Source organism: Cellulophaga lytica DSM 7489, assembly GCF_000190595.1.
Classification (GTDB): domain Bacteria; phylum Bacteroidota; class Bacteroidia; order Flavobacteriales; family Flavobacteriaceae; genus Cellulophaga; species Cellulophaga lytica.
Genome location: NC_015167.1, coordinates 863,411 through 878,760, shown reverse-complemented (window position 1 = coordinate 878,760; position 15,350 = coordinate 863,411). Strand labels below are relative to the sequence as shown.

At 32.5% G+C, this 15,350-nt stretch carries 12 protein-coding genes; 11 read left to right on the top strand and 1 reads right to left on the bottom strand.

The features are described from left to right. Positions 1-79: 79 nt before the first annotated feature. From CELLY_RS03845 to CELLY_RS03805, 9 genes are all read left to right on the top strand, one after another. A complete protein-coding gene (locus CELLY_RS03845; RefSeq protein ID WP_013620343.1) occupies positions 80-841 on the top strand; it encodes a hypothetical protein in 762 nt (253 codons plus the stop codon). A gap of 59 nt (positions 842-900) precedes the next feature. Next, positions 901-2,133: an LVIVD repeat-containing protein gene (locus tag CELLY_RS03840; protein ID WP_013620342.1), complete on the top strand. Its 1,233-nt coding sequence runs from the start codon at positions 901-903 to the stop codon at positions 2,131-2,133. Positions 2,134-2,251: 118 nt separating this feature from the next. Further along, complete coding sequence (gene topA / locus CELLY_RS03835) at positions 2,252-4,762, top strand: type I DNA topoisomerase (protein WP_013620341.1); 2,511 nt, start codon at positions 2,252-2,254, stop codon at positions 4,760-4,762. A gap of 6 nt (positions 4,763-4,768) precedes the next feature. Then, a complete protein-coding gene (locus CELLY_RS03830) occupies positions 4,769-5,926 on the top strand; it encodes a formimidoylglutamase (RefSeq protein ID WP_013620340.1) in 1,158 nt (385 codons plus the stop codon). Between the two features lie 114 nt (positions 5,927-6,040). Continuing rightward, positions 6,041-7,399: a T9SS ring complex lipoprotein PorK/GldK gene (gene porK / locus CELLY_RS03825; protein ID WP_038504899.1), complete on the top strand. Its 1,359-nt coding sequence runs from the start codon at positions 6,041-6,043 to the stop codon at positions 7,397-7,399. 63 nt (positions 7,400-7,462) lie between these two features. Next, complete coding sequence (gene porL, locus CELLY_RS03820; protein WP_013620338.1) at positions 7,463-8,116, top strand: type IX secretion system motor protein PorL/GldL; 654 nt, start codon at positions 7,463-7,465, stop codon at positions 8,114-8,116. A gap of 51 nt (positions 8,117-8,167) precedes the next feature. Continuing rightward, a complete protein-coding gene (gene porM, locus CELLY_RS03815) occupies positions 8,168-9,727 on the top strand; it encodes a type IX secretion system motor protein PorM/GldM (RefSeq protein ID WP_013620337.1) in 1,560 nt (519 codons plus the stop codon). 78 nt (positions 9,728-9,805) lie between these two features. Continuing rightward, on the top strand, positions 9,806-10,705 hold the full coding sequence (gene porN, locus CELLY_RS03810; protein ID WP_034646186.1) for a type IX secretion system ring subunit PorN/GldN: 900 nt from the start codon (positions 9,806-9,808) through the stop codon (positions 10,703-10,705). Positions 10,706-10,816: 111 nt separating this feature from the next. Next, the gene (locus CELLY_RS03805; protein WP_013620335.1) at positions 10,817-11,878 is read left to right on the top strand and encodes an NAD(P)/FAD-dependent oxidoreductase; all 1,062 of its coding nucleotides are present in this window, start codon (positions 10,817-10,819) and stop codon (positions 11,876-11,878) included. Here the strand turns inward: CELLY_RS03805 and CELLY_RS03800 are convergent. After that, positions 11,862-12,260 carry a DUF983 domain-containing protein gene (locus CELLY_RS03800; protein ID WP_013620334.1) on the bottom strand — a complete coding sequence of 133 codons (399 nt, stop codon included), beginning with the start codon at positions 12,258-12,260 and terminating at the stop codon, positions 11,862-11,864. The genes CELLY_RS03805 and CELLY_RS03800 overlap by 17 nt on opposite strands. 65 nt (positions 12,261-12,325) lie before the next feature. Between CELLY_RS03800 and CELLY_RS03795 the strand changes: the two genes are divergently transcribed. Next, positions 12,326-14,236, top strand: a complete 1,911-nt coding sequence (locus CELLY_RS03795; RefSeq protein ID WP_013620333.1) for an ABC-F family ATP-binding cassette domain-containing protein — start codon at positions 12,326-12,328, stop codon at positions 14,234-14,236. 155 nt (positions 14,237-14,391) lie between these two features. Further along, a complete protein-coding gene (locus tag CELLY_RS03790; RefSeq protein WP_013620332.1) occupies positions 14,392-15,219 on the top strand; it encodes a leucine-rich repeat domain-containing protein in 828 nt (275 codons plus the stop codon). Positions 15,220-15,350: the final 131 nt, after the last annotated feature.

The window sequence follows — 15,350 nt, the reverse complement described above, 5'->3', positions numbered from 1 at the left end:
TGACAGTTAAATTTAATAGTTTTTTAGTAGTAAAATCCCAGTTAAGTTTATTTTTGCTTTTTTTAAACAAATTATAGAGATGAATTTTTACAACGTAGAAGGGAAAATAATTACAAAACCAGCATTAGATTTTGGTGATATTTTTAATAAAAGTATAGAATTGTTTAAAGTGGTTTGGTTGCCAGGGTTTGTTACGGTGCTGTTTAGTGCATTGTTAACATTATTGCTTGTTTTAGTTATGTACACGCCTTTAATAGCACTTGGTATTTTTAATGCAGAAGCATTTGAAAGACAAGACCCACCTATTATTTATACTTTGTTTTCAATGGTTATAATGCCAATTATAATGATGTGTATTTTTGCTGCAAACCTGTTATTAATGGCTGGTTTCTATAGAATATGCAGGGCTAAAGATGCAAAACTAAACACAGATGGTCATTTTTACTACTTTAAAAAACAATATATGGTAAAAGCTTTTATTTTGGCTTCAATAACTATTGGTTTAGCTATAGTAGGTATGCTTGCTTGTGGTGTAGGTTTAATTTATTTAGGTGTGCCATTGGCTTTACTTCCTGTGTTTTTAGCTTTTGAAGAAGAATTGTCTGCCCTAGAAATAGTAAAGGCTAGTTTTGCTTTAGGTAATAAAAATTGGTTGGTACTTTTTGGAGTTACCTTTGTAATGGGGTTAATAGCACAACTTGGTGTAATACTATGCGTAGTAGGAGTTTTGTTTACGGCAATGCTAGCAAGAATTCCTATTTACTACGCTTATAAAAATGGAGTTGGTTTTGCAGATGAAACAGAAGATAGATTAAAAGCGCTTGCACCTGATTTTGAGTAACCTACGCAACCTTTGTGTTTTTTGTGTATCTATTTTGTAACAACCAAAAAGATATGAAAATGAAAAAACACTTTAGTTTATTGCTGGTACTTATAGCTACACTTTTTAGCTGTACAGATGATGAAAATAGTGATAAGTATGCAGATTTTTTAGTGGCAAAACCATTAAAAATTAGCTTGTCTGAGTTTGAGAATAGTGGAGATATTATTGCGCCAAAACCTATTGAAGAATCTGGTAAAATATATGCATATAACAATTACATTTTTATAAATGATAAATATAAAGGTGTACACGTTATTGATAATAAAAATCCAGAAAGTCCAATAAAAATTGCGTTTATTAAAATTGCGGGTAATGTAGATATTTCTGTAAAAGACAACTACTTGTACGCAGACAGTCTTGGAGATTTATTGGTTTTTAATATTGCTAATAAAGATAATATTAAACTGGTAAATAGATTAAAAAATGTACTTAAAGAAAATATTATTTGGCCTCTAGCCGATATTTATGAGTGGGATAATGCAACTACAGATGACGAGGTTTTAGTTGGTTGGCAAGTAGTTACAGAACGTAGGTTAAAAGAAGAGGTGCAATTAATGTTTGAAGATGTAGCAGTAAACAATGCAACAGGTGACCGTAGTGTTGGTCAAGGTGGCTCTTTAGCGCGTTTTAAAATTGTAGAGGATTATTTGTACGCAGTAGATAACCACAATATAAATGTGTTTAATATTAAAAATTTAGAAAACCCTGTAGATTTAGAAGATGTATATGCTGGTTTTGATATAGAAACTATTTTTAATAGAGATAATCATTTATTTTTAGGGAGCAAAAGTGGTATGTATATATATGATATAACAAATCCGGAAACGCCAACATTTGTGTCAGAGTTTCAGCACGGTACAGCTTGTGATCCTGTTGTTGTAGACGGAGATTATGCATACGTAACTTTACGTGGAGGCAATACCTGTGGGGCAACAGAAAGTGGTTTGTATATAGTAGATATAAGTACTATTGCAGATCCAGTATTGGCTAAACAATATCCTTTAGATGGCCCTTATGGGTTGGGAATAAAAGGTAATACTCTTTTTATATGCGATGGAGAATCTGGTTTAAAAGTTTATGATAAAACAGATGTAAACAACCTAAAAGAAATTAATCATTTTAAAGATATTGTAACTTTTGATGTTATTCCTAGAGAGGATAACCTATTAATGGTTGGTGATAATACATTGTATCAATACAAATATTTAGAAAATAATATAAGCTTGTTAAGTAGCTTAAATCTAGATTAATTTAATACAAAAACAGACAAAAGATCGCTAATTTAAGCGGTCTTTTTTTGTTGGTTTCTACCTTATAACGTATTAAATAAAAAAATTGCTATACTTTTGTACAACCAAAAACCAAAAAATGGCGAAGAATTTAGTAATTGTAGAGTCACCTGCAAAAGCAAAAACAATAGAGAAATTTTTAGGAAAAGATTACAAGGTAGAGTCTAGCTTTGGACACATAGCAGATTTGCCATCTAAAGAGTTAGGAGTAGACGTAGAAAACGATTTTACCCCTAAGTACGTAGTAGATAGCGAAAAGAAAAAACTTGTAAAAAAACTTAGAGATTTAGCAAACAAGGCAGAAGTTATATGGCTTGCAAGTGATGAGGATCGTGAGGGAGAAGCTATTTCATGGCATTTGGCAGAAGAATTAAAATTAGATAAAAGCAAAACAAGAAGAATTGTTTTTAACTCTATTACAAAATCTGCAATACAAAAAGCAATTGAAAACCCAAGAGAAATTAATTATAACTTGGTAAATGCACAACAAGCTCGTAGGGTTTTAGATAGGTTGGTTGGTTATGAATTATCTCCGGTGCTTTGGAAAAAAATTAAACCAGGACTTTCTGCAGGTCGTGTGCAGTCTGTAGCGGTGAGGTTAATAGTAGAAAGAGAAAGAGCAATAGAAGCTTTTACGCCAGAGGCTTCATTTAAAGTAGTTGCAGAGTTTAAAACAGAATCTGGCAGTAGTTTTTCTGCAAAAATTAATAAAACATTTTCTAGTAAAAAGGCAGCTCAAGATTTTTTAAATAAAAATATTGGTGCTAATTTTTCTATAGCTAACTTAGATAAAAAACCAGCTAAAAAATCTCCTGCAGCGCCATTTACAACATCAACCTTACAACAAGAGGCTGCACGTAAATTGTATTTTTCTGTGGGAAGAACAATGCAAGTTGCACAACGTTTATATGAGGCAGGTTTAATAACCTATATGAGAACAGATAGTGTAAACTTGTCTAAAGAAGCTTTAGATGCAGCTAAAGAAGCAATAATACAAAACTACGGTAAGGAATATAGTGAGGTACGTAATTATGTAGGTAAAACCAAAGGTGCACAAGAAGCGCATGAGGCGGTTAGACCAACAGATATGAAAAGGCAATCTCCTTCATTAGAAAGAGACCAAGCAAGACTTTATGAGCTTATTTGGAAACGTACTTTAGCTTCGCAAATGAGTGATGCACAATTAGAGCGTACCAATGTAAAAATAAAAGCAGACAAACATAAAGAAGAATTTACAGCTAACGGAGAGGTTATTAAGTTTGATGGTTTTTTAAAGGTATATTTGGAAGGTCATGATGATGAAGAAACAGAGGAGCAAGAAGGAATGTTACCAGCAATGAAGGTTGGGGAAGCATTACTTAACAACTACATTACAGCAACAGAACGTTTTTCTAGAGCTCCGTACAGGTTTACAGAAGCATCTTTAGTTAAAAAACTAGAAGAATTAGGAATAGGAAGACCATCTACCTACGCGCCAACAATTTCTACAATACAAAACAGAGGTTATGTAGAAAAAGGAACTATAGAAGGTGTAGAGCGTAAGTATACACAATTGGTGTTAGAGGCCAATAATGTAGAAGAAAAGAACTTAACAGAAACAGTTGGTTCTGATAAAGGTAAAATGGTACCTACAGATATAGGGATGATTGTAACCGACTTTTTGGTAAATCATTTTGAAACAATTTTAGATTATAATTTTACAGCTAAAGTAGAAGAAGATTTTGATGAAATTGCAACAGGAGATGAAGACTGGGGTAAAGTAATGAAAGACTTCTACAAAGATTTTCATCCTAAGGTTGAAGATGTAGAGCAAAATGCAGATAGAGCAAGTGGAGAACGTATTTTAGGTACAGACCCAAAAACAGGCAGGCAAGTTTCTGTACGTTTAGGTAGGTTTGGGCCAATGGTGCAAATAGGTACAGCAGAAGAAGAAGAGAAACCACAATTTGCAAGTTTATTACCAGAGCACTCCTTAGGTACTATTACTTTTGATGAGGCAATGGAGCTTTTTAAACTTCCAAAAGATTTAGGTACGTATGAAGGTGAAGAAGTATCTGCAAACGTTGGTAGGTTTGGTCCTTATGTAAAATTTGGTAAAAAGTTTATCTCTATGGAAAAAGGAGAAAGTGCTTTAGATATTACCAAAGAAAGAGCAATAGAGTTAATTAAAGAAAAACAAAAGGCAGATGCACCAATAGCTTCTTATGAAGATATGCAGGTTACTAAAGGTGTAGGGCGTTTTGGTCCGTTTATAAAGTGGAACGGAATGTTTATTAACGTAAATAAAAAATACGATTTTGATACACTTTCTTATGAAGATATTGTAGAACTTATTGAAGCTAAAAAGCAAAAAGAAATAGATAAGCTAATACAAGAATGGCCAGAAGAAGGTATACGTATAGAAAAAGCAAGGTGGGGTAGACACAATGTTCTTAAAGGTAAAATAAAAGTAGAATTGGCTAAAACAGTAGACGCTACTAAAATTACTTTAGAAGAAGCTAAAGCAATGATAGAAAAGAAAACCCCAAAGAAAAAAACCAAAGCAAAAGCAAAACCTAAGGCAAAAGCAAAACCAAAGACTAAGAAGTAAAAATATATGGCGTTCGATTTTTTGACTCCAGTGGCAGATAAAGTAATAGCTCATTGTGAGCTATTACCGTCGCAAGCATTAGGAAAAAAAATATATAAACACACAAAAAAAGAAGGATTGCCAGTTTTGGCAATGGCATCTATAGCTATAATTGGTGTAAACGAAGCCAGAAATGCTTTTGAAAAAAAAGCAGAACCTTTAGATTTATCTGGAGTTAGGCTAGAGCTATACAAACTAATGGTAGGTAATTGGAACTCTACCATTATAGATTTAGGAGATGTAGAGCCAGGCGAAAAAGTTAGTGACACATATTTTGTAGTAAAAGAAGTAATAGCTGGCTTAATAGAAGAAAATATAGTGCCAATAGTAATTGGTCCTACACAAGACCTAACATACCCTTGTTACAGAGCTTTTGACGGACTCCGAAATATGATTAACCTAGTAAATGTAGATAGTAGGTTTGATTTTGGAGATCATGAAGAGCTTATTTCCTCTCATTCCTATATGAGTAAAATTATTACAGATAAGCCCAATAATTTATTTAATTTTTCAAATATTGGCTATCAAAGCTATTTTAACTCTCAAGAAGAAATAGACTTAATGGAGCGTCTTTTTTTTGATGCTTATCGTTTAGGAGAGGTAACATCAGATATTACCTTGGTAGAGCCAATTCTACGAAATGCACATATTGTTAGTTTAGATGCACGAGCTGTGCGCGCAAGCGAAATGGGAATGTTAAATAATTTTTCTCCAAACGGATTTACAGGAAGAGAAATTTGTGCCATTGCAAGGTATGCAGGTATAAGTGAAAAATTAGCAGTGTTTGGCGTTTTTGAAAGCGAAAACTCAAACCAATCATTTCAGTTAGTAGCCCAAATAATATGGTACTTTATAGAAGGATACAACTTTAGAGTACAAGAACTACCTTATTTAAATAAAGAAGCATTTACAAAGTATATAGTTCCGTCAGACTTAGAGGAACTAGTTTTTTATAAAAGTAATTTAACAGAAAGATGGTGGGTAGAAGTGCCATCAATTTTAAATTCATATAATAAAAACGAAATGCCTGCGTTATTACCCTGCACCAAGGCGGATTATGTTGAGGCTACCAACCAAAACATTCCAGAAAGGTGGTTTAAGGCATTTAAAAAAGGCCTCAATTAAAAAAATAACAAAATAACGTGTCTTAATACAATATTTCGTTTAAAACGCTGTTTTAATGATTGAATATATATGTTTAAGAACTAAATATCTTAAATCGAAATTTAACCTATAATTATGAAGAAACTATTGTTAATGTCCATGGGATTTGTTCTTTTACTTGGCAGTTGTGGTAAGTCAGGAACAAAAGGAGAATTGGTAGGAGCCCAAGGAAAAAAATGGTATCCGGAGAAACCTTATGGTATGGAATTGATCCCAAGAGGATCTTTTATCATGGGTAAAACAGAAGAAGACCAAGCGCAGGTTTTAAATGCGCCAACTAAAACTGTTACAGTAACTTCTTTTTATATGGATGATACTGAAATAACAAATAGTGAGTATCGTCAGTTTGTAGAATGGGTTAAAGATTCTATCACAAGAACAAAATTGGCAATACTGGCAGACGAGTTAGGCTTAGGCCCAGAAGATGGTGGTATTGGAGATTATGCATTTAAAGATGCAGATACAACTAAAATGTCTGAGTATGATAAGTATATGATGGACAACTACGGAGGTGGTGGCCCATTAGGATATGAAGGTAGAGCTTTAAATAAGGATGAAAAACTTATTTGGGACACGTCTGAATTTCCAGATGAGTACTATGTAGAGGTAATGGATAAATTATACATACCTGAAGAAGAAGCATACAACGGCCAACGTACTATAGATGTAACACAACTTATATACAAGTATAGTTGGATGGATATTGACGCAGCTGCAAGATCTAAAACTGGAAGCAGAAAAGATTTTATTAAGCAGACAGAGTTACCAATATACCCAGATACAACAGTTTGGATTAAAGATTTTGAATACTCTTATAACGAGCCAATGCATAACGATTATTTTTGGCATGATGCTTATAGTGAGTACCCTGTAGTTGGTGTTACTTGGGATCAAGCAACAGCTTTTTGTAACTGGAGAACAAAATTAAAGAACGACGACCAAAAAAGTAGAGGTAAACAACCAGTAAACAAATTTAGATTGCCTACAGAAGCAGAGTGGGAGTACGCTGCAAGAGGCGGTATTGAAGGTGGTATGTACCCATGGGGTGGTCCTTATGTTATTAGTGACACAGGTTGCTATATGGCAAACTTTAAGCCACAAAGAGGAGATTACGCTGCAGATGCAGCATTATATACAGTAGAGGCTAAATCTTATGAGCCTAACGACTTTAACTTGTATAATATGGCTGGTAACGTGTCTGAATGGACAAGCTCTAGCTACGACCCAAGTACTTATGATTTTGTATCTACAATGAATCCTAACGGAGGAGATAGTGGAAACGCAAGAAGAGTAATACGTGGTGGTTCTTGGAAAGATGTTGCTTACTTCTTACAAGTATCTACAAGAGATTATGAATACAGAGATTCTGCCCGTAGTTATATTGGCTTTAGAACTGTACAAGATTATATGGGAGAAGAAGATTCTACCGACTAAAAAACCGAATAAATTTAACCTTAAATACTTATAATTAATAAACCCAAATTAAAATTAGAAATTATGGCACAATCAAAATCAACAAAGAAATTATTTAATATGGCCTATGGCCTTGGAGCATCTGTAGTAATTATTGGAGCATTGTTTAAAATTCTTCACTGGGAGTTAGGTCCATTAAACGGTGGTGTATTATTAGCAATTGGTCTTATTACAGAGGCACTTATTTTTGCCATTAGTGCATTTGAGCCAATAGAAGACGAGTTAGATTGGTCTTTAGTATACCCAGAGTTAGCAGGTGGTGAAGGATCAGCTAAAAAGAAAAACGAAGCTTTAGAAGTTAAAGAAACAGAAGCATCTTTATCTAAAAAATTAGATGATATGTTAAAAGAAGCTGGTGTTGATGCAGAATTAATGGGAAGCCTTGGTAACAGCATTAAAAACTTTGAAGGTGCTGCTAAAGGAATTGCTCCTACTGTAGACGCAATGGAATCTACTAGAAAGTATTCTGAAGAAATGGTACAGGCTGCTACGCAGATGGAATCATTAAACAGCTTATACAAAGTACAATTAGAGAGTGCTAGCAGACAAGCTTCAATTAATGAAGAAGTAGTACAAAACTCTTCAGCATTAAAAGATCAAATGGAATCTTTAGCTACTAACTTATCTTCTTTAAACGGAGTATACGGTGGTATGTTATCAGCAATGAGTAAAAACTAATTAGTTAATACTTAACCCCAAATCAATTATTAACTAAAATTAGTAGAAAACATGGCAGGAGGAAAACAGTCACCACGTCAGAGAATGGTAAACTTAATGTACTTAGTGTTCATTTGTATGCTGGCGTTAAATATGAGTAAAGAAGTTCTAGCTGCATTCGGCTTAATGAATGTAAAGATGGAAGCTTCTAACAAAAAAACAACAGAAAACAACGTAGCTTTTTTAGAAGGTCTTGGAACAAAGGCTGAAGAAAACGCAGCAAAATATGCTGAGGATTACAAAAAAGCACAAAAAGTACAAGCAATATCTCAAGAGTATTATGACTATTTAGAAGGTCTTAAGAAAGAGATGACTAAGAACGTTGAGGATCCTACAGATTACCAAGTTATGGATAAGTCTGATTATTTAGATCAAAAATTCTTTAGCGGAGAAAATTTAGCTCCAGGTGGTAAAGAGTTCATGAAAAGAATTAAAGACTACCGTGAGCAAGTATCTAGCCTTGTGCCAGATAAAATTAAAGGATCTGTAAAAGCTAGATTTGAAACTGGTGACGCTAATGGTAAAGTAGAGAAGAAAGATAAAACCAAGCAAGATTGGATTAACTATCACTATGAAGGTTTTCCTTTAATAGCTTCTTTAACTAAAATTACAGCTTTACAGTCTGATATTAAAGCAACTGAAGAAGACGCTTTAAAAGCAATGTTAGAAGGTAATTTAACAGACCAAGTTTCTTTAAAGAAATTTAAAACATCACTTTTTGGATCTAAATCAGCATTTTATGCAGGTGAAAAGTATGATGGTAAAATTATAATTAGCAAAACTGATGATACATCTACTCCAGTAAGAGCAGAGTTAACATTAGATGGTAGAAAATTAAAAGAAGGTACAGATTATCAGCTAGAAGCTGGAGGTGTTAAAATGTTAATTGGTGCTGGTAACCCAGGAGATCACGAAGTAGCAGGTACACTTTTCTTTAAGCAAGATGGTGAAGAAGTTCCAGTAGAAGTTAAAAATTCTTTTGCAACTATATCTAAGCCAAGTGCAGCATTAATTGCAGCAGATAAAATGAACGTTGTTTACCGTGGTGTTGCTAACCCAATGACAATTTCTATACCTGGTATACCAAACAATAAAGTAAGAGCTTCTGCTCCTGGTTTAAAGCCTGTAAGTGGTAGCAAGTATGTTATGACTCCTGGTTCTGGTAGAACAGTAACAATTAAAGCTTCTGGTACATTACCAGATGGCAAACCAGTTAGTTCTTCTTCAGAATTTAGAATTAAAGATATACCAAGTCCAACAGGTTCTATTAGAGGAGAAACTGGTAGCGTTAAAATGCCTCGTAAAAACTTAGAAGTTTCTACAATAGGTGCAATATTAGAAGATTTTGATTTTGATTTAAATATTGGTGTAAGCGGCTTTAGCTTTAAAGTTCCAGGACAACCAACAATAAGAGTTAATGGTAGAAAATTAGACAGTAGAGCTAAGTCTGCATTAAAAAGAGCAAAAAGAGGTGATATGGTTCAGATATTTAATATCCAAGCTTATATTACAAATAACAAGAGTTACAGATTAAAGAAAGTTTCTAGTGTACTTGTAGAAATTACAAACTAGAATAAATGAAACTAAACGGTAAGTTGCTATTGTAAAATGGCAACTTACTTATAGCTTCAAAACAAAATTATTTAAATGATGAATTGGAAAAACATTTTAGTAGTAGGATTTTTAGCAGTGTCTTCAATATCTGCTATGGCGCAATCAAACGTATTGAATGCAAAAAAGCCAGAAGAAATAGGTGTAAAAACTGAGGCACAAATTAAAAAAGATAATGACGGACCTTTAAAGTATGGTTACGTAGACGACAGAGATGTTTTATGGTCTACAACTGTATGGGAAGTTATAGATTTAGATGAGCGTGTAAACTTTCCGTTATACTACCCTATAGATACAATTGATATAGGAAAAAACAGAAGGTCTTTATACCACGTTTTAATGAAAGCTATTAAAAGCGGAGAATTAGAAGTTTATGCAGATTCTTACTTTACAGAAAAAAGAAAGTTAGAAGATTTAAAAGCTTCTATGCAAAAAGTAGATACAACAGATTACGGTTATGACCAGTACAATGCTGGTGAAGAAGTATCTGAAGAATACATTAATAAAAGAGATCTTGTAGCAGCAGATTTAGAAGAATACCTAATTAAAGGAATGTGGTATTTTGATAAAAGACAAGGTGAGTTAAAATATCGTTTATTAGGTATTGCACCAGTTGCACCAGATGTTAACTTTATAGATGATGAATCTGTAGATATAGATGGTAATAAAATTCCTTTATTTTGGGTTTGGTACCCAGATGCCAGAGAAATATTACATAAAGCAAAAGTCTTTAACCAGCGTAATTCTGCAAGTCCAATTTCTTTTGATATGTTGCTAAACTCTAGAAGGTTTCATGCAACAATTTACAAAGAAGAAAATGTACACGGAGATCGTAAAATTAAAGATTACATTTCAGACAACGCATTGTTCCAGTTACTAGAAGCCAAAAGAATTAAAGAGGTTATTAGAGACAGAGAACAAGATATGTGGAGCTATTAAAAAAATTGCTTTAGAATTCCAATTCAAATAAAATAAGCAAACTCCTTAGGATATTTATCCTAGGGAGTTTTTTTATGCTTTAAATTAAGCTACTTTATCTACTTTTGTAGTATGGTAAATTATGTAATTGTAGGTCTTGGTTTGGCAGGTATATCTTTTTGTGAGACACTAGAGCAAAACAATAAAACGTTTAAGGTAATTGCAGATAGTTCACAGACATCTTCTGTAGTTGCTGGCGGGTTGTATAATCCTGTAATTTTAAAACGCTTTACGTTAGCTTGGAATGCAAAACACCAATTAGATATTGCTTTGCTATTTTATAAAACACTAGAAAAAAAATTACAAGTACAGTTAGACTATAAAATACCAGTGCTACGTAGGTTTGCATCTGTAGAAGAACAAAATATGTGGTTTGAGGCTATGGATAAACCTAGTCTTAGTTATTTTTTGTCGCCTAAAATTATTCAAAATAAAAATGCTAATATAGATGCTAATTTTGGCTACGGAGAGGTTTTACACACAGGTAGAATAGATACTAAAGAGCTTTTATCTACCTATAAAAATTACCTTATTTCTAAAAATGCTTTGCTGCAAGAAACTTTTAATTTTAATGCACTAACAATTGAAGATGATTGTATAAACTACAAAGGCATAAAAGCAGAAAAAATAATTTTTGCAACTGGTTTTGGGCTAAAAAACAATCCATATTTTAATTATTTGCCTTTAAATGGAACCAAAGGCGAGCTTTTAACTATAAAAGCACCAGATTTAAAGGAAGAAAGAGTTATAAAGTCATCGGTTTTTATTATTCCAATGGGTAATAATTTATACAGAATTGGAGCTACATATAACAGAGATGATAAAACTAACAATACTTCACAAGCAGCTAAAGAAGAGTTGTTAACTAAGCTTCATACATTTTTAAAATGTAATTATGAGGTGGTAGACCACAAAGCAGGCGTAAGACCCACGGTAGCAGACCGTAAACCACTTGTAGGTGAGCACCCCAAACATAAAAACATATTTGTGTTAAACGGTTTTGGCTCTAGAGGAGTAATGGCTGGGCCATATGCAGCACAGCAGTTGTACAATTTTATAGAAAATAATAAGCCACTTGCAGCAGAAATAGACTGTAAACGTTTTGTAAAAAGGTATCTTACTTCTGTTTCTTAAAGTTAGCAACTGCGTTTTTATCGTAATGCATAAACATATTAATCCATATATTACGAGAAAGTCTCATAATTATAGGCATAAAACCAATTAACGTAGCAACAATACAAATAAAACTTACTAGCAGACTTGTTTTAATAAACAAATATGAAATAAAAAATGCAGCAACAGCAAAGGCAATACCAACGCCATAACTAACATACATTGCACCATAAAAAAAAGAAGGTTCCATTTGATATTTGGTACCACAATGAGAACAGCGCTCGTGCATATCGTAAACATTTGATAAATGGTAAGGGTTTTTATCCTTATACATACTCTCAGAATGACATTTAGGACAAGTTCCTGTTAAAATACTGCCAAGTTTGTTTCCTTTTTTTAACATTTGCAAAAAGTTTTTACAAAAATACTATATTCTATAATTTTCATCTGTAACATTAGTCACAATTTATGCTTAATATTCACAATTTATCTGTCTCTTTTGGAGGAGAATTTTTATTCGAAGAAATTTCTTTTAGACTAAATCCTGGAAACCGTGTTGGGTTAATAGGAAAAAATGGAGCAGGTAAATCTACACTGTTAAAACTACTTTCTAAAGAAATGCCAATAGATAGTGGTACAATAGCCGCAGATAAAGATGTAAAAATTGGTTTTTTAAAACAAGATATAGATTTTGTAGAAGGCAGATCTGTTTTAGAAGAGTCTTACCAGGCGTTTGAAGAAATAAAAGCATTAGAGTTAAAGTTAGATGAAATAAATCATCAGCTAGCAGAACGTACAGATTATGAAAGCGAAAGTTATAGTCAGCTTATAATAGACTTAAATGATATTACGCATCATTATGAAATTCTTGGAGGTTATAACTACCAAGGAGAAACAGAAAAAGTGTTACAGGGTTTAGGTTTTAGTAGAGAAGATTTTGATAAAAAAACCGAAACATTTTCTGGTGGTTGGCGTATGCGTATAGAGTTGGCTAAATTACTATTACAAACCAATGATGTATTGTTGTTAGATGAGCCTACCAACCACTTAGATATAGAATCTATTATTTGGTTAGAGCAATTTTTAAAAGGATATTCTGGTGCAGTGGTAATTGTATCGCATGATAAAATGTTTTTAGATAATGTTACCAACAGAACCATAGAAATATCTTTAGGTAGAATATACGATTACAATAAACCTTATTCAGAATACCTAATTCAGCGTAATGAGCTTAAAACACAACAATTAAGTGCGCAAAAAAATCAAGAAAAGCAAATACAGCAAACAGAAAAGCTGATAGAGAAATTTAGAGCAAAAGCATCTAAGGCAACTATGGCACAATCTTTAATTAAAAAATTAGATAAGATTGATAGGATAGAGGTAGATGAGGATGATAATAGTGTTATGAATTTACGTTTTCCGATATCTATAACTCCTGGAAAAATTATTGCTGAGATTGAAAATTTATCTAAAAACTACGGAGAAAAGCAAGTATTAAATAATATAGATTTATTAATAGAACGCGATAGTAAAACTGCATTTGTTGGACAAAACGGACAAGGTAAATCTACTTTGGCTAAAATTATGGTGGGTGAGTTAGATTATACAGGCCATTTAAAACTAGGACACAATGTACAAATAGGGTATTTTGCGCAAAACCAAGCAGAGTATTTAGATGGTACCAAAACCATTTTAGATACTATGATTGATGCTGCTAATGAAACCAACCGAAGCAAAGTTAGAGATATTTTAGGATCATTTTTATTTAGAGGAGATGATGTAGATAAGTATGTAAGAGTATTGTCTGGTGGTGAGCGTAACCGTTTAGCATTAGCTAAAATGCTGTTGCAACCGCTAAATGTTTTGGTAATGGATGAACCTACCAACCACTTAGATATAAAATCTAAAAACGTTTTAAAACAAGCTCTGCAAAATTTTGAGGGCACATTAATACTTGTATCTCATGATAGAGATTTTTTACAAGGCTTAACCAATAAAGTATACGAGTTTAAAGATCAAAAAATACGCGAGTATTTAGGAGATATAGATTATTATTTAGAACAACGTAAAGCAGAAAATTTTAGGGCTATAGAAAAAAAGACCAAGGTAAAGCAAGAAGTAAAAAAAGAGGAGAATAAAAAAGTAGATTATAAAGATCAGAAAAAAATAAAATCATTAAAAAATAAACTTAGTAATGTAGAAAGTGAAATTTCTACCTTAGAAAGTACTATTAAAAAGATAGATGAAAAACTTTTATTGGAGTATGAAGCTACCATTGCTGAGCCAGATTTTTTTGATAAATATGAAGCCAAAAAGAAAAAATTAAAAGAATTAATGGCTACTTGGGAAGATTTAACCCTTAGTCTAGAAGATATGTAAGTAAAATAAGTATTTGTAAGTAGATTTGCTAAACCACAAAAAAAGCGCATTTCACAACAAAAATGAGCTAAGTGCCTGTATTTCATCTAATAATTTTGCCAGTTGTCTATAATTAGTTTCTATTTGTATCACAATACTTGCAAACTAGTATACAAATGAAAAAGAATTTTACTTACACAATTATAGCTTTTGTAGCCATTACGTTACAGGCAGTTACAGCACAAATTTCTTCAAAAGAGAAAGCGGTGTTAATAGATTTGTACAACGCTACAAATGGTAGTGAATGGACAACTAAGTGGGATTTAAATAAACCGGTTTCTACTTGGAAAGGAATTAAAGTAGAAGATAATAAAGTTGTTGGTATAAATTTGTTTAGAAATAATTTAGATGGAACTTTACCAAAAACAATATGTAAGCTAAAAAACTTACAAGATTTAAATTTAGCGTTTAATAAAATAAACGGAGAAATACCAGAAACAATTACTAAGTTAAAGGAGTTAAAAACACTTCATTTAGAAATGAACTTGTTAACTGGTGAGTTACCTACTAAACTGGGAGACTTAGCCAATTTAGAAAATCTAATTTTATTTAATAACCTAATAAAAGGCGAGATTCCTAAAAGCATAGGAAAATTAAAAAAATTGAAAGAGTTAAATGTTTCTAGCAATAAGTTAACAGGTATAATTCCTGATGAGTTAGGAAGTTTAACTAAGTTAGAAAGCCTAGGACTTTTTGAAAACACTTTAGTTGGTTTTGTGCCAAGAGAGTTGGGTAATCTAGTAGAGTTAAAAGAGTTGGTAATTGCCAATAACCAATTAATGGGAGATATACCTCAAGAATTTGGACAATTGGTTAACCTTAAAGTATTACAATTACAAAATAATAAATTTAATAGCTTTAAAAGTTTAGACTTTATGCAGTCTAAAGAGATTTTAGTTTTTGATTTTGACGGAAAAAACCAAGCTTACAGTTTAGAGACTTAAACACAGCAAAAACTGGTGTTGCAGAAACTGAGTTTGAAGAAGATAAAGAAAATTAATTACTATATTAAGTATTTAGTTGGTTAGTTAAAAAGAGTGCCTTTTAGGCACTCTTTTTTTGTTTTAGTGATAAT

What these genes read in the sequence shown, in the direction of transcription:
- CELLY_RS03845 (WP_013620343.1), top strand. Translation starts at nt 80, where the DNA reads ATGAATTTTTACAACGTAGAAGGGAAAATAATTACAAAACCAGCATTA.
- CELLY_RS03840 (WP_013620342.1), top strand. Translation starts at nt 901, where the DNA reads ATGAAAAAACACTTTAGTTTATTGCTGGTACTTATAGCTACACTTTTT.
- topA (WP_013620341.1), top strand. Translation starts at nt 2,252, where the DNA reads ATGGCGAAGAATTTAGTAATTGTAGAGTCACCTGCAAAAGCAAAAACA.
- CELLY_RS03830 (WP_013620340.1), top strand. Translation starts at nt 4,769, where the DNA reads ATGGCGTTCGATTTTTTGACTCCAGTGGCAGATAAAGTAATAGCTCAT.
- porK (WP_038504899.1), top strand. Translation starts at nt 6,041, where the DNA reads ATGAAGAAACTATTGTTAATGTCCATGGGATTTGTTCTTTTACTTGGC.
- porL (WP_013620338.1), top strand. Translation starts at nt 7,463, where the DNA reads ATGGCACAATCAAAATCAACAAAGAAATTATTTAATATGGCCTATGGC.
- porM (WP_013620337.1), top strand. Translation starts at nt 8,168, where the DNA reads ATGGCAGGAGGAAAACAGTCACCACGTCAGAGAATGGTAAACTTAATG.
- porN (WP_034646186.1), top strand. Translation starts at nt 9,806, where the DNA reads ATGAATTGGAAAAACATTTTAGTAGTAGGATTTTTAGCAGTGTCTTCA.
- CELLY_RS03805 (WP_013620335.1), top strand. Translation starts at nt 10,817, where the DNA reads ATGGTAAATTATGTAATTGTAGGTCTTGGTTTGGCAGGTATATCTTTT.
- CELLY_RS03800 (WP_013620334.1), bottom strand. Translation starts at nt 12,260, where the DNA reads ATGTTAAAAAAAGGAAACAAACTTGGCAGTATTTTAACAGGAACTTGT.
- CELLY_RS03795 (WP_013620333.1), top strand. Translation starts at nt 12,326, where the DNA reads ATGCTTAATATTCACAATTTATCTGTCTCTTTTGGAGGAGAATTTTTA.
- CELLY_RS03790 (WP_013620332.1), top strand. Translation starts at nt 14,392, where the DNA reads ATGAAAAAGAATTTTACTTACACAATTATAGCTTTTGTAGCCATTACG.